Source organism: Collinsella sp. AM24-1, assembly GCF_003470325.1.
In the GTDB taxonomy this organism is placed as follows: Bacteria; Actinomycetota; Coriobacteriia; order Coriobacteriales; family Coriobacteriaceae; genus Collinsella.
Genome location: NZ_QRHM01000035.1, coordinates 238 through 13,424, shown reverse-complemented (window position 1 = coordinate 13,424; position 13,187 = coordinate 238). Strand labels below are relative to the sequence as shown.

Here is a 13,187-nt window from a genome sequence, read left to right as displayed (position 1 = left end):
GTCCGGACCGCCCCGCGGTCCAACTTTCTGTCCGCACCCCCCTTCGCGCTACTGACCAAATCCATATTCAAATCGAACTCTACATGAAAAGAAATGGGTTGTATTACGAAAGGCGGAAGAACTATTACAAAAACCAGGGGAGGAAGAGGGAGGAGATCGTAACCCTCTCCTTTCTTGCGCAATGCATGATGTCGATACTTCTCGGCAGACCGGATCAGGCAAGAGCAAGACCGTCGACGCTTTTGTCTGACGAGGCTCAGTATAAGAAAATATTTGGGCAGGATGGCAACCTTGAGGCTTACTACAGAGCCGCTAGCCTTGGAAAACAGGTTTGCTTGAGGTTTCCGCAAATTAAGAGAGACTTAGAAGGGTCCCAAATAAGCGACATACGATTTTACGTGATAATGGGCGTTGCTTCCATCTTGTCCAAAAAAGATAACCTGACGTTCGGTGACATAGAGAAACTCGACCTTGACAAGCTGTCGGATGAAATTATTCAAGAAGTTGCGGACATGGTTTTGGATGTTTATCTGGCCCTTGGCGGAACATCCAAAACCGCTAAGTCCTACGCCATGGCAACCAAAGTCAAGGAAAAGATTTCGCTACAGTTACCTTAAGGTAATCCAAGGCTGCTCTCTAGAATGCTTTCAGCAGAGAGGTCCTTTTTGCAAAGGGCCTCTCTTTTTCCATTCGGTTCCGAACAGTTTGACGCTCACTGATCAGCCCGCATAGTCAGCCGCTTCGCTTTCAGCCCCAACCTTGATACAAGCGTAGACGACGAGCGTGCACAGCCCCATGCCCATTCCAATCAGGTGCAGCAGGAAGGCCATTCTGCTCGCCTTCCTCTTCGCCTTCATGCGGCTTCTCGGGGGCGGACCCGTCCGGGCGGCACCCATGAGGCAACCGAGGGCATGTACAGGGCACAGGGGCAGTAGACCACTGTATGAATCTCACGTACATAGCACAACGGCAGGCCCGTGCATTGCAGACCGCTGCTGGCTGCAATGCACGGGGCTTTTGCAGGCCAATGGTTTGTAGTTAGTTTGTTGCTCTTTGGCAGCTTTGGCTCATAGCGGCCTTAAAAAAGCCACCATTGTATTTGCGATTTCCAGCGTGATTCTGCTGTGGACATGTAGGATGCTTCAGTAGTACAGAGTCGAGCTCATTGACGAGTTCCGGCATCTCGCTTGTGGGCAAAACCCTCTCGAGCGAGTGGAGCATATTGCTTAAATCGCGCCCGCGCGGCCTTGCACAGCAAAGCCGATCGTCGCGCGCAAATGTTTCGAAAATCGACAAGAATCTCAATGACTTCAAGGGGGCTTTGAGGCTCCATTCTGTCCTCCTGCTTGCCAGACAGCTCCTGAATCGTACGGATGGAATGAGACCGCAACATCTTGTGCCTAGCAATGGCTCTAAAAACCACATTTTTAAAGCACGGTTGTTATAATGTCAGACACTAGAACATCTGTTTGGAAAGGCGGTTATATGACAAATAGCGCAGACTTTGAATCATTCTTGAAGGACATCAATCCCAGCAAGAGCACCATTGATGAAGCGAGTCGACTTCACCGAAATCTCAGGGACCATCTTAAGGCAAGTGAGACCTATGGGGCTATATGCAAGGACACATACCTCTCGGGTTCATACGCCAAGCAGACCTTCATACGACCGAAGAAAGATTCTGACAGCTGCGATATTGACGTCATCGTTGAGACAAACCACTCCATCAACGATTCCCCGTTTTGCGTCTTGCTCGAGCTCGAGGATGCGATACGTGAGCGCGAGTGCTACAAGAACGTCAGAGTGCAAACGCATTCCATCGGCATTGACATGGCAAACTTCCATCTCGATGTTGTCCCTTTGGTCAATGATGAAGACGGCCTTCTCTACATCGGTTCGAAAGACGATAGCGAATGGAGGCAGACGAATCCAAAAGAGCATCTCACTTGGTCGACTGAGGTTAACAAAGAGTTCAACGGGGATTACAAGCCTCTAGTGAAGATAATGAAGTGGTGGAGAAGGGAGAACTGCCCAAGTTTGGTGAAGTTCCCTAAGGGCATCACCCTTGAGAAGATGATCGCCGACAACCTCCCTGAAGCAGGGTTGTCAATCGAGGATTGCGTTATGCAGGTAATGGCAAACCTTGCGGTTGCATACGCTGATGAACTCGACTCGTACCAGGTTCCCTTCATTGAGGATCCAGCCATAGAGGGAAACAACCTTGCCGGAAAGTACTGCTATAACGATTTCGCCCAGTTCGTGGACAAACTCAACGAGCACCTCTCGCATCTTGCGGATGAGGGAACCGGCAACAGCGTCTGGAAGCAAATACTTGGAAACAACTTCCCATCGGGAGGCCCTTCGTGCGGAACCACGTCATCAGCTAAGTCAAAAAATCAACAGTACGCATTGTCTGTTCAGCACAGGCAACCGTTAGGCTTCCCCATGCAGGCTCGTAAGCCAAATGCAACAATTACGGCAACGGTCAAATTGCCTTCAGGAGAAATACGAGTACTCGAAAACGATGGCGCGCCCATACCGAAGGGCTCCACTATCATGTACAGAGTGAACTGTGGGCCGGTAAAAGATGGCAAGGTAAAGTGGCAGGTCACGAATACCGGCGATGAAGCTATGAAGGTTTGCCCTAGGGGTGGTTTCGAGCTCCCAAACATAGAAAAGACTTCCCGTCGCGAGGAGACGGCGTATACGGGAAAACACTATGTTCAATGTTTTGTAATTCGAAGGGGCTATTGCGTCCGTTGGAGCAACCCGTTCTTCATCAATGTTGAGTAGGTGTTAATCGATGGATATCAACAACGTAATCTCTGGCATTCTTTCTGTTGAAGGAACCATATCTCTCGTGCTCGAATTCATCGGATTCCTGTCGGTCATCGCAATGGTTATCGGAGCCTTCACGCGTCTCGGTAAAGCGGCGTGGCGCTTTGGCTTTGCGCTGTACGGCAAGAAGATAATGATTGTTGCGAATGACGAGGACTACCACGATCTCGAAGAGGATCTTTCCGACTCTGGTCTGATCAAGAGGAAGAACATACAACGCGTTTCGGATAAACATATATCCAAGGTAAAGGATGCGCTCCTGCTGATTGTGGTTTACGGATATTTAAACAAAGATGACTTTAGAGAGATTATCAACAGCAAGAGCTCTCGATGCGGCCTTATCGTTCACTGCCCGCCGGAAAAGGGCCGAATCGACGATGATGAGATGGGGCTCCTTAGCAAAACCGCATTTACCGCGCTTTGCAATTTCCGAGGCAGGTTAGTGAACGACGTTCTGCTCATGATGCTATCTACTTCATTCAAAAAGAGCGACCTGGAATAGGCTGATGTTGCAGGGTTTTTGGAACCCCGAAAACTGCACTTTCCGTATCTTTATGCCACGAAACCCCAATATCCTGGCATGAAATTAGACGACTATGGCTGTTCGGCCCCCATCAATCTCAAGATTGATGGATATTCTGCCGAAGCTATAGCTTATACCAGCAAACTCGCTTTCGAAGCAGTTTTGCCTTGGTCACTACAGCGTTCAATACGCGGATGACGAAATTTGGACTTTCAGCGTCGGCTCGCTGAGCTGGAAAGGCCATGACTTCCTCGACAGGATTCAGGACGATTCGAGGTGGGGCAAGATTAAGAAGGCGGCCAGGGACAGGGGGCAACCTCTCGTTGCAAAGACCGTTAGGACGATTTCTTTCGCATTCATTACGGCGACGGCTGAAGGTGCTACGAACTCGTCTCTCAAACAATACGGCTTGCAATAGGCTCAGCTCTTGCCCTTGCGCAAGAAGTGGCATGTTAGAGGTTTCTCAAGTCCTTTGAACAATCGCGTAGCACAAGCATTCGGGGCTCCGGAGTATCATCTTCGGAGCCCCTTTGTTTTTCCGAGTTTGGCTCGTTCGGATATCGCGTGTTAGGAGCTAACTTTGTCTAATGAACAGCAGGGCGGTGTTTGCTCAGAGTCAAGCGAATAAAGCTTGCCGATACCGCCGCCGGCTCTGGCGCCATCGTAAAGCTTCCTCCTAGCACTTCGGACGCCATCTGTGCCGCGTGCGCCACGCACCTCAAAGGCCTTGCACAGATCCAGGACTCCGTGCGCGCCATGACCGAGCAATTCACCAAGAACCTCGAAGGCCTCTTTAGCTTTGCCGACCAGCTTAGCTTGCAACTGAGCTCCTGGTTCGGTGTTCTTGACGAGTTACGAGAGTCCATCTGCTCGAACCTAGCCTCCTTGATGAAGCAGTTAGCGGAGATAGGCGCTTCGCTCGACTGAGAGGCCATCCTCGAGGATTCGAGGCGTTGGGGCTCGTATGGCTGGGCAATCACGAACAACCAGTTCACCTACAACTCCCCGCCGCACTGCCCCTCGACGCTGGGGGAAGCCGATGCCGTCTACCTCTCATTCCTCGATGTTGACGCCCTTATTGCTGGCCTTGAGAGCAGTGTTACCAAGAAAGTTGACTTTCTCGAGGCCGTCGCGCTCTTCCGCGAGAGGCACTATAAGCCCTGTGCCATGATGCTTTGCTCGCTTATTGACCGAGAGCTGTTTCGCGTATGCTGTGGGCCTAGGTGAGATGAGAGGGACAATCATAAACAAAGGTCTTGGTCTCGCGAGATGAAAAACTGAACCGTTCGCTTTCGGATGGAAGTAACGGTGAGCTCCCCGCAATGGCCATTTCGTTAATCGACTTTGCCAACATATGCGATGCCGTGGACTACTTCTTTAGGTCGGGAGATGACTTCAACCGCGAGCGAGAGGGCGAGCTTAACCGAAACTTCCTCCAGCACGGTATGATGTACAAGCCGGTCCGACGCAAGACTTGCATCAAGCTCTTCGTGCTGCTGGATGCCGTGAGCTCGTCGTTTCCCGACGCGTTGGGATATGTCTCTGGCTTGGCCAAGAGTTAGACTGTCATTTTCATAAGACTTGGACGCCTCGACTCGCTTACCTATGAGTATCCACCAAGCTCACCGGAGCAATGACGTTTGATACAAGCGGCGCTACTAATTAGCAGCGTCGCTTGTTTTGTTTCCATGCCCGTAGACGGGTTTCGCCAAGTTGGCCACCGAACGCATTCTGACCGACGTGCTCGTGTCCCTCTTTGGGCATAGTCATCAACTGCGACCTTGGCAACGGACCGCACGACCCGGGGATCCCTAAGAGCTACTTCCTGAGCGATCGAATCGGCAAGCATCCGGAGAAGCCGATTAACAAGCGTTCCGCCGCCAACTTATCTCGGCTCCTAGAACTTGAAAAAAGACCCGCCAGTGTGCATGATAAGCAGAGGCCGGGCAGGTTTACTGACTGCACCTTAACATGTCCCTTCGACTTTGTCTCTGAAATTCTAGAACTTGTGGAGGACGTGGCGCTCGCATTCGTAATTTTATCCTTCCTTTCACCGACTGACAAAACGATTTACACCTAATTGTGGACATCGCTTACGCGATTTCTCTTTGCTCCTGCATTGATCTCGCTAAACTAATAGCTGCTGCTACCAGGGCATTTTCTGGTGCACATTCTATTGGCTCCTGCGAAGATCGGAGCGGGTATGTTTGCTGCCGAGTCCTACACCAGCCGTCATTACATTGCGATTGTTGCCATGGCCTGCCTATGCGTTTTGCTGGGCGGGCCTTCTTATGCCGCGGTCGCGGAGAGCCTCATCATCGCGGGCGCGACGTACTGCGAGCCGGGCGTATCGGGCCCCGGCTGGGCCTGGACCGATGCCGACCACCTTGAGCTTAACGGCTACGCGGGCGAGGCCATCGGCGCCGAAGGCGACCTGGTGCTGACGCTTGCCGGGCAAAACTCCGTGACGGAGTCGCATGCGCCCGATGCGGACATCACGCTGTGCGGCATGGAGGTGTGGGGCAACCTGACGCTTCGCGGTACCGGGACCCTGACGGCGACGGGCTCGCAGTGCGGGATCCACGTTTCGCGGGCGCTCGTGGTGGACGGATGCACCGTCGATGTCCGGGCAGACGGGGCCGATATCACGGACGAGGCGGTCGCCGGCGTGATCGCTGGCGACATGGCCGTGCGCGGCGGCGGGCGCGTCGTTGCCGCCGGCGCAGGGACCGGAGCGGGCGTGCGCGCCTATGGCGTGTATCTGCAGGACTTAAGCCTTGGCGATGGCGCGGCCGGCTGTCGGCTTTCCGTCGACGAATCGCGGCTTGATGCGGCCGGTGCCGACGGCGGCGTTGCTTGCCTGGGCGGGTCGCTTGTGTCCGCGCGGTTTGTGACGCCTGCCGGTGGGGCTTTTGGTGCTGGTGGCGTAGTGGATGCCGGCGGGGCTGCGGCATTGCATGTGGTGATTGAGCCCGATGTCGCCACGCCTCCGGCGGGGGAGACCGACGGGCGCGACGTGCCAGGTGGCGGGGCTGGTGAAACTGCTGGTGGTGAAGATCCTGCTGTGGGGCAACCCGGTGCGGTGCCAACGACGGATCCCCCGGTGAAGCCTGCGGCTACGTCGCCCAAGACAAACACAACGACCAAGACGACGGTGACCGCGTCCTTCGAGCCAAAAACCGCCGCTGCGACTGCAGCGGCACTCCCCAAGACTGCCGACAACAACTGGATCGCCGCTTCCTCAACGCTTTTCATTCTCGGAACAGCGCTCTTGGCTGCCGCATATCGCTGCTAAGGCCTCGTTTAAGTGAGACCAGGGGAGAAGTGAATGCAGCCATTGCAGAAGTCTTTAGCTTTCTACTAAATCAATTTATTAGAGATTGGTGCCGTATCAGCTATCGCTGCGACGGCACTATTTTGTTCAGCTCGACTGCCTCTCGATCTATTACCGATGTTGAGCCTTACACCCCATCCGCCAGAGCGATAAGATAATTGCAATCCAAATGCTGCCGTTTATAAAGCTCCATTTGAACCCAATTGCCTATATCACTGGAGTCATACCATGAGGAACTACTATCAAATCAAAACCGTCGCATCGGCCCCTCCAAGAAGGCTCATCCCGATTGGAAAAGTCTTCAGCGCTACTGGTCTTGTAATTGGCAATTGTCGGTCTCTTTTCCGCTCTGTCATCGAGTGCCAACATATTTGGTTCGCTTTCTTTTCCTTTCTTGCTCTTTGGCTTGTTCTTTTTTTGGACGGACTCCTTCTTGTTATTACAGCATCAAAGCAGCAAGAGAAACTGCTGGGGATACGCCAATCGCTCCTAGAAAATGATCCGCAAATCGTCGCAAGCGCCGAAGAGTTTATGGCTCAGCAAAAGGCCCTGACACAGCAAGGCGAAATTACTGGCATCTTCATTGTCCACAATGCAACCAAGAATCTATATTACGTAGGCCAAAGCGCAAAGGCAATTGATCGGGCGGCCATACAGTTTCTCGGTAGGGGCAATTGCGATGTGTATGCCGACTACAAGTACGGTGACTCATTCAACGTGCGAATAATCCCGCTGTCGGGAAGCGGCTACGAAAGTCTCAATGAGCTAAAACGCACAGCGATACAAGCGCTCGAGGCTGCTGGCGAGGAGCTTTATTAAGGGCGACTGTTAGGATAAATGAAATGGCAAGCTCAAATAACACAGGCAACAACGAAGAATTAACGCCGTCCGTCGAAGAAACGCTTCTTAACGAATCCGGCTCGATTGCCAGGGTCAAATCGTTCTCATGGATTTGGTTTATCAATAAGGAGCGAATCCACGACATAGATCCCGTTCAATGCGGCAAATGGATGTTCTTCTTCTCTCCATTCAAAACCGCCCTCATGGACGACATTGTCGGAACGGCAGTTCTAGATGGCGTCGTCGTAGAGGCCAAATACTCGAACCCCGAAACGCTCATCGCGGCGGGCTCGAAACAAGGTGTCTGCTGCTTTTACCTAAACGGTAACGATAGAGAAAGCCATAAGAGGGTACTGAGCTACATGCTGGAAAACGGGCTAATCAGGAAGACAAAGACTGGAAAGCTGTATAACATTTCGTTCAAGTTCGACACTGAGACCTACGCAGGAAAGTACAAGGGGAGAGGCTTCTCCGGAAAGATAAAGCTCGCGGACTTCGTTGACCTAGAGACGGGAGAGTTTATCTAGGACAGCAGGGCGGAGTAATGAACTCTGCTTATGCTAGGGATGACGGGACCGTTCGCGTAGCCGTCGAGCGTCCGGTTGGCCCTGGCTTTGACCATGCGGAATGCTTCTTGCCTGCGGTTAATTGGTTCAATGTCGAAGGTTTTTCTACTGACGATCTAGATTTTTTGACCGAGTTCGTTAGATCAAACGCTTCGTTTATCTTCGAGCTTGCAGAACGGCAAAAAGCCGGACCCGCGGTATCGGCACTGGCCCCTGACGTTCTACTGCTGAACGGCAAATAACCCATAATTTCGCCTTCCGACATATCCACCGTCGCCTCCCGCGTGCTGGCTCAATACGACGTCAGCGAAGCCTATTTATTTGGCTCGTTTGCCCGAGGCGAGCAAACGCCCGATAGCGATATTGACTTGCGCCTAGTCTGCGGCAACACCATGACGTTCGGCACGCTTTACGAACTCTCCCATGAGCTCGAGAGGGAACTTAGGCGAAAGGTTGATATCGTCACCAACCCACCAGAGTACATGCGCCCGGCATTCCGCAAAAGCATCGAGCAAGATGAGGTGCGTGTCTATGAAGCTCTGTAAGCAGGACGAGGCGTTAGTGTGCTCCGGCGTGATCAGCAAGTCTGAATTTTGTCGCATACTTCCGGACACGGCGAGCCTTAGAAGCCAGTATTAAACTCAAACTCGGTTCCAGACACCCTCTTGCTATTTGAATACAGGTATCGCTCTAGCGATAGTATGTTATACTCTCGCTAGAGCGATACCTGTTAGGAGACTCGCGTGGAACTGTGGCATGGTTCTCAGAAAATCATTGAGACTCCCCAGCTTGGCCTGGGGAAAATCCATAACGACTATGGACAGGGATTCTATTGCACAGAGAGCCTCGACCTTGCAAGGGAATGGGCATGCTCGCGCGATGCCGATGGCTTTGCGAATCGCTATGAACTCGATATAGCCGATCTCAAAGTTCTCGACTTGCTATCGCCGCAATATTGCGTCCTGCATTGGATAGCGTTGCTCGTTGAGCATCGTTCTTTTCGCAAAGATACCGCCATTGCCGCGGGGGCGTGCGAATATCTCCATGATCACTTTCTACCTCAGACGAGCACTTGCGACGTAATAAGGGGGTGGCGTGCGGACGACTCGTACTTTAGCTATGCCAGAGCTTTTGTAAACAATACGATCACCGTCGATCAGCTTGGACGATCTATGAGGCTCGGTAACCTGGGGGAGCAGATTGTGCTCAAAAGCGAGCGTGCGTTTAAGAGCATTCGTTTTGCTGGATTTGAACGTGCGCAGCAAGCTCTGTATGGTCCATTGGCCAAGGAACGAGATGAAGCGGCAAGGGCGCAGTATCGGGAGCTCCTTGCCGAAAACCCGTTTGAGGGAATACGTATCGTCGATATCATTCGAGAGGGGATGACGGGCGATGACCCACGCCTACAGTGAGATGTATCTCGAGGATGCAATGAGAACGCTGGGCGAGGCGGTCGATTTTGCTCTCTGTGACCAAGGGCTAACTCCAGCCGAGTTGACGGCGATCATGTCGAACGCTCTTGAGATGAAACAGTTTGAGCGCGGTATGCCTCGCGTCGTCTGCGGCATGGCGGGCGACGAGCTCGCGCGCGAGATCATTGTTCACGCGGGTCTGGAGCCCGTCGAATTCAGGGAGGCCTATCCGTTCGACCGTTCCCCGCAATACTGGGCAGGTTGGGTTTTAGCATACACGCAGTGGACGTGCAGCCTAGGCTTTAGCGAACTTTTTGATGTGGCACCACTCGATTGGATTATCGGCTCGTACCATCCGCTTCATGAGGCCTCCGAAGATAAATTCGCCCAGATAGTCATTGATAAATGGAACAAAGCCCAGGCAGGCAAAAAGGGCCTCAAGGCAGCACGAAAGGCGTCCGGCCTGACCCAAAAGCAGCTGGCCGCCCAATCGGGAGTCAAACTCCGTGCCATACAGCTCTATGAGCAAAACCAACTGGACCTGCGCCGTGCCTCGGTATCCTCGGCATTGGCGCTCGCAAAAACCTTACACTGCAGCATCGAAGACATCGTCTGGCAACCCGTCGTATTAGAGTACGATTCACAGGCTTTTCCATCCCTATCTATTTAAAGGAAGCGGACATGCCTTGGAACTATGTTCAAGTTGATGACGGTGCTGATTGTGCTGGCCAGGAAGATCCTTCGCTTGCGTACGAGACAGATTCCACTTCGCATATTTCGCTTGACGACATTATGTCAATCGACCATGCAATTGAGACAACCATAGCGTCCATGCCCAACGCGCTCAGGCTTTTGGAGAACTCATGATTGCCGATGTTGACGGGCGGGTCCTTCCCGTTACGCCGCTGGTGCTCGATGACGCTAGGTTACTCGAGGCCATGGCTACGCCTGGATCCAGGACCTTGTTTCCGGAAACCGCACGCGAGCAGAACTCGCCGACGAGCTGCGCCGCAATTGCGTTGTGTGTCTCGACGGTGCGTCGCACGTATAAAATCTAAGCATCCAAACTCTAACTATGAAATGGAATGGACACCACATGGAGATCCCCAGCACCCTGTGCAGCAATGTGTACGACTTCGCGTTTTGCCCCGAGCCCTGCTACGACCGCCTTGTCGACCTCGCCGATCCCGAGGACTGGGGTCCCGGGAACCGCATCCTCAGAAACTACTTGTCGTTTTCGTTTAGCCGCGCGGTGTTCCTGACCGAGCGCGACGTGGACCAGACCGCGCCGTCCAACCTGCCGCTGGTGTTCGACGACAACCGCTGCCTATTCAATACCGGCTTGTACACGCGCCGCTACGAGACCATCTACGGCCTGTTTGAGCCCAACACCAAGCCCGACGCGCGCCAGCGCTGGTTTTTAAAGGGCTTCTTTAAGGAAAGCGACCCCATGCTGGTCTCGTTTGAGTACCTTCCGTGTCGCGTGCGCTTTGCCGAGGACCCCTCCGAGCTGGTCTTTGACTATCGACTGCCCATCCGCTCCAACATCGACCACATTCTGGGCGACGAGGAGAACCTGACGCGTATTCCCGCCAGCCTGATGGGGGAGGGTAACTCGCTGCTGCTGCGCCGCGCCTTTGAGGGCGCCATCGTCGAAGCCGCCCGCCGCGCCGCCGCCAACTACACGCTCGCGGTGCCGCAGTTCTACGGTGGTCGGATCCAGCTGCTGCTACCGTTGTGCCTGACCGGCGACAAGCCCGAGTTGGCGCTGACCATCCAGCGCGAGGACGGCTTCTACGCCGCGCGCACCTGCCTTACGCTCGACATGGCTTACAACAACGCGCGACTGATCTGCCGCCCCGAGACCTCATGGATCAAACGATAAAGGGCGGTTGAGCTGGTGGTTTGTCGGCTGCCCTGATTGCAGTGGCGCGGTTTGCGCCCACGAATTTAAAATCGGGGGCAAAAAGTTCTTGGTAAACCACGCGCGGCTATGATAGTATCTCTTTTGCCGAAAGGCGACGGGCGATTGGCTCAGGGGTAGAGCATATCCTTCACACGGATGGGGTCACAAGTTCGAATCTTGTATCGCCCACCATCAAAAGAGTAGGTCAGAGGTGTTAAGCCTCTGACCTTTTTCTTTTTGACACCAAGGATAATCGTAGTTGTCTAAGGCGTCGTTTTTTCTCGCACCTTTTTTGCTGACGTCATTGCTCGGTTTATATAAAACGCATGCGTAATTTCATTGAATTCCCCATGTGATCCGAGCGCAAATTTGGAGACAGAGACCACACGCTCAGAGCACCTTCCAGCGGATTTCTATCACACGACGGTTTTTCGGCAGAACTCGTCAAGCATTTGGTCAGCATTTGGTCAGCTTCCAGTACTTACCCGCATGATGCGCCAGTAGATAATCGACCTTACCCGCAATCCGCACGGCCCGCGGACGAAACCAGGGGAGGCCCACATGGACGAGATCGTCTGCGCAAACACCGCGTTCCGATACTGGCGCTGCCCACCGCAAGTGCGCGACCTCTACCCGCGCTTGCCCAACTCAGAAGACGGCTGGCGGGCCCTATCCCAATCACCCTTCGTAACCGAAGTCCTCAAGACCCCGATCATTACCACGACAGCACCCGGCGGCGTTAACTACCATTCGGGATTACGGACAACAATCCACTGTGATGATGCTTCGGAGGTAGATAGCACGCTGGAAACCGCGATGAGCTTTAGGGTTACCAATCCACTTGCGACGCTATTCACCATGGCGCGCTTTCTGTCTCCAACCGATCTTGTCCTTGCCATGTACGAATTTTGCGGATGGTTCTCAGTCTTTGAGCCCACGGTAGCAGTAGAAGCGGAACTAGACAAAGCCAATGAGGCTGCCGAGAATGCAACCACCGAATCCCTCTTTGACCTTGATGAAAGCCAAGACGAACCACAATGGAAACGCGTTTATGCGCGCATAAAAGTCAAAGAACAGGTAAACACGAAGGAGCCCTACGGACAAAAGAAAACGAAGGAGGTCACAAGGCTAAAGGGCACTTCGCTCTGGATGAGAAAGCCGCTCATCGAATTACACGAGCTTCATGAGTACGCCAGTAAGATGAAAAGACGAAAGTGGGGTACAAAGTTTTACAACGCCGCGCAGCTGGTGACAGGTATAGCAGCTTCTCCGCTTGAAGTTGCAGGAATTTTATTACTATCGCTTCCTCGCTCGCGCGGCGGTGCCGGCTTTCGAAACGTATATATTAACGACCTTACACCGCTTACCGCATCGGCGCAGAGAATTGCAGGGCAAAAAGTCTGCTACGGGGATATCGTGATCGTAAATCCAACCATAATGAAAGCAGGCATCGTGGAGATTCAGGGAAAGGTTATCCACGGATCAGGCGCCGTGCTGGGCCACGATGCCAAACGCATGACGGCGCTGCAAAGTATGGGGTATGACGTCTTCCTGGTTACGCACGACATGCTTAACGATGCCGAGCAGCTTGATGCGATCGTGAGAAGTCTTTGCTCGCGCTTGGAATTACGCTATAGGTGCAAAACTAAGGCGCAAAAGACGACGGAAATGGAGTTGCGAGCCAACGTACTATGCAACTGGCTGGAAATCGGTCGTTAGACGGGTGCCTTGCTCATTTCCGGGCGCCCTCGGTCGGCTGTCTGCGATG

Annotated in this window: 17 protein-coding genes and 1 tRNA gene; 17 read left to right on the top strand and 1 reads right to left on the bottom strand. The window is 53.2% G+C overall.

The features are described 5' to 3' along the window. Positions 1-617: AIPR family protein (locus DW661_RS09650; RefSeq protein ID WP_199584894.1), on the top strand; the 617-nt coding region annotated here is incomplete at its 5' end. A 102-nt stretch (positions 618-719) separates the two neighbouring features. Here the strand turns inward: DW661_RS09650 and DW661_RS10185 are convergent. Continuing rightward, positions 720-857, bottom strand: a complete 138-nt coding sequence (locus DW661_RS10185) for a hypothetical protein (RefSeq protein ID WP_158551191.1) — start codon at positions 855-857, stop codon at positions 720-722. A 628-nt stretch (positions 858-1,485) separates the two neighbouring features. Between DW661_RS10185 and DW661_RS09645 the strand changes: the two genes are divergently transcribed. The 16 genes from DW661_RS09645 to DW661_RS09565 all read left to right on the top strand — a co-directional run bounded on the left by DW661_RS09645 (position 1,486) and on the right by DW661_RS09565 (position 13,138). Continuing rightward, positions 1,486-2,793, top strand: coding sequence for a nucleotidyltransferase (locus DW661_RS09645; protein WP_118935443.1), 1,308 nt, complete (start codon positions 1,486-1,488; stop codon positions 2,791-2,793). 10 nt (positions 2,794-2,803) lie between these two features. Then, positions 2,804-3,340 carry a hypothetical protein gene (locus tag DW661_RS09640; protein WP_089571889.1) on the top strand — a complete coding sequence of 179 codons (537 nt, stop codon included), beginning with the start codon at positions 2,804-2,806 and terminating at the stop codon, positions 3,338-3,340. Between the two features lie 154 nt (positions 3,341-3,494). After that, positions 3,495-3,779, top strand: a complete 285-nt coding sequence (locus tag DW661_RS10530) for a DUF2513 domain-containing protein (RefSeq protein ID WP_089571969.1) — start codon at positions 3,495-3,497, stop codon at positions 3,777-3,779. 188 nt (positions 3,780-3,967) lie between these two features. Beyond that, positions 3,968-4,288 (top strand): hypothetical protein, encoded by a 321-nt coding sequence (locus DW661_RS09630; protein WP_089571891.1) that lies wholly within the window; start codon positions 3,968-3,970, stop codon positions 4,286-4,288. A gap of 395 nt (positions 4,289-4,683) precedes the next feature. After that, positions 4,684-4,923 carry a hypothetical protein gene (locus DW661_RS09625; RefSeq protein ID WP_089571894.1) on the top strand — a complete coding sequence of 80 codons (240 nt, stop codon included), beginning with the start codon at positions 4,684-4,686 and terminating at the stop codon, positions 4,921-4,923. Between the two features lie 641 nt (positions 4,924-5,564). Further along, on the top strand, positions 5,565-6,656 hold the full coding sequence (locus tag DW661_RS09620; RefSeq protein WP_118935442.1) for a hypothetical protein: 1,092 nt from the start codon (positions 5,565-5,567) through the stop codon (positions 6,654-6,656). A 267-nt stretch (positions 6,657-6,923) separates the two neighbouring features. Continuing rightward, complete coding sequence (locus DW661_RS09615; protein WP_118935441.1) at positions 6,924-7,514, top strand: hypothetical protein; 591 nt, start codon at positions 6,924-6,926, stop codon at positions 7,512-7,514. Between the two features lie 23 nt (positions 7,515-7,537). Next, the gene (locus tag DW661_RS09610; RefSeq protein ID WP_118935440.1) at positions 7,538-8,062 is read left to right on the top strand and encodes a hypothetical protein; all 525 of its coding nucleotides are present in this window, start codon (positions 7,538-7,540) and stop codon (positions 8,060-8,062) included. Positions 8,063-8,079: 17 nt separating this feature from the next. Next, positions 8,080-8,343, top strand: a complete 264-nt coding sequence (locus DW661_RS09605; RefSeq protein WP_118935439.1) for a hypothetical protein — start codon at positions 8,080-8,082, stop codon at positions 8,341-8,343. Positions 8,344-8,385: 42 nt separating this feature from the next. Then, positions 8,386-8,646 (top strand): nucleotidyltransferase family protein, encoded by a 261-nt coding sequence (locus DW661_RS09600; protein ID WP_158568440.1) that lies wholly within the window; start codon positions 8,386-8,388, stop codon positions 8,644-8,646. A gap of 198 nt (positions 8,647-8,844) precedes the next feature. Then, positions 8,845-9,513, top strand: coding sequence for a DUF3990 domain-containing protein (locus DW661_RS09595; protein WP_099431746.1), 669 nt, complete (start codon positions 8,845-8,847; stop codon positions 9,511-9,513). After that, a complete protein-coding gene (locus DW661_RS09590) occupies positions 9,494-10,183 on the top strand; it encodes a helix-turn-helix transcriptional regulator (protein WP_118935437.1) in 690 nt (229 codons plus the stop codon). Before DW661_RS09595 ends, DW661_RS09590 begins: the two co-directional genes overlap by 20 nt. Before the next feature lie 193 nt (positions 10,184-10,376). Next, positions 10,377-10,571 carry a hypothetical protein gene (locus DW661_RS09580; protein WP_118935435.1) on the top strand — a complete coding sequence of 65 codons (195 nt, stop codon included), beginning with the start codon at positions 10,377-10,379 and terminating at the stop codon, positions 10,569-10,571. Positions 10,572-10,609: 38 nt separating this feature from the next. Further along, complete coding sequence (locus DW661_RS09575; RefSeq protein ID WP_233547497.1) at positions 10,610-11,398, top strand: DUF3825 domain-containing protein; 789 nt, start codon at positions 10,610-10,612, stop codon at positions 11,396-11,398. A 138-nt stretch (positions 11,399-11,536) separates the two neighbouring features. Continuing rightward, positions 11,537-11,611 (top strand) — tRNA-Val (locus DW661_RS09570). 369 nt (positions 11,612-11,980) lie between these two features. Beyond that, positions 11,981-13,138 carry a hypothetical protein gene (locus DW661_RS09565; RefSeq protein ID WP_118935434.1) on the top strand — a complete coding sequence of 386 codons (1,158 nt, stop codon included), beginning with the start codon at positions 11,981-11,983 and terminating at the stop codon, positions 13,136-13,138. Positions 13,139-13,187 lie beyond the last annotated feature (49 nt).

Bases quoted from the DNA above. Each gene is read 5' to 3' on its own strand.
- DW661_RS10185 (WP_158551191.1), bottom strand. From the start codon at position 857: ATGAAGGCGAAGAGGAAGGCGAGCAGAATGGCCTTCCTGCTGCACCTG.
- DW661_RS09645 (WP_118935443.1), top strand. From the start codon at position 1,486: ATGACAAATAGCGCAGACTTTGAATCATTCTTGAAGGACATCAATCCC.
- DW661_RS09640 (WP_089571889.1), top strand. From the start codon at position 2,804: ATGGATATCAACAACGTAATCTCTGGCATTCTTTCTGTTGAAGGAACC.
- DW661_RS09625 (WP_089571894.1), top strand. From the start codon at position 4,684: ATGGCCATTTCGTTAATCGACTTTGCCAACATATGCGATGCCGTGGAC.
- DW661_RS09620 (WP_118935442.1), top strand. From the start codon at position 5,565: ATGTTTGCTGCCGAGTCCTACACCAGCCGTCATTACATTGCGATTGTT.
- DW661_RS09615 (WP_118935441.1), top strand. From the start codon at position 6,924: ATGAGGAACTACTATCAAATCAAAACCGTCGCATCGGCCCCTCCAAGA.
- DW661_RS09610 (WP_118935440.1), top strand. From the start codon at position 7,538: ATGGCAAGCTCAAATAACACAGGCAACAACGAAGAATTAACGCCGTCC.
- DW661_RS09605 (WP_118935439.1), top strand. From the start codon at position 8,080: ATGAACTCTGCTTATGCTAGGGATGACGGGACCGTTCGCGTAGCCGTC.
- DW661_RS09590 (WP_118935437.1), top strand. From the start codon at position 9,494: ATGACCCACGCCTACAGTGAGATGTATCTCGAGGATGCAATGAGAACG.
- DW661_RS09580 (WP_118935435.1), top strand. From the start codon at position 10,377: ATGATTGCCGATGTTGACGGGCGGGTCCTTCCCGTTACGCCGCTGGTG.
- DW661_RS09575 (WP_233547497.1), top strand. From the start codon at position 10,610: ATGGAGATCCCCAGCACCCTGTGCAGCAATGTGTACGACTTCGCGTTT.
- DW661_RS09565 (WP_118935434.1), top strand. From the start codon at position 11,981: ATGGACGAGATCGTCTGCGCAAACACCGCGTTCCGATACTGGCGCTGC.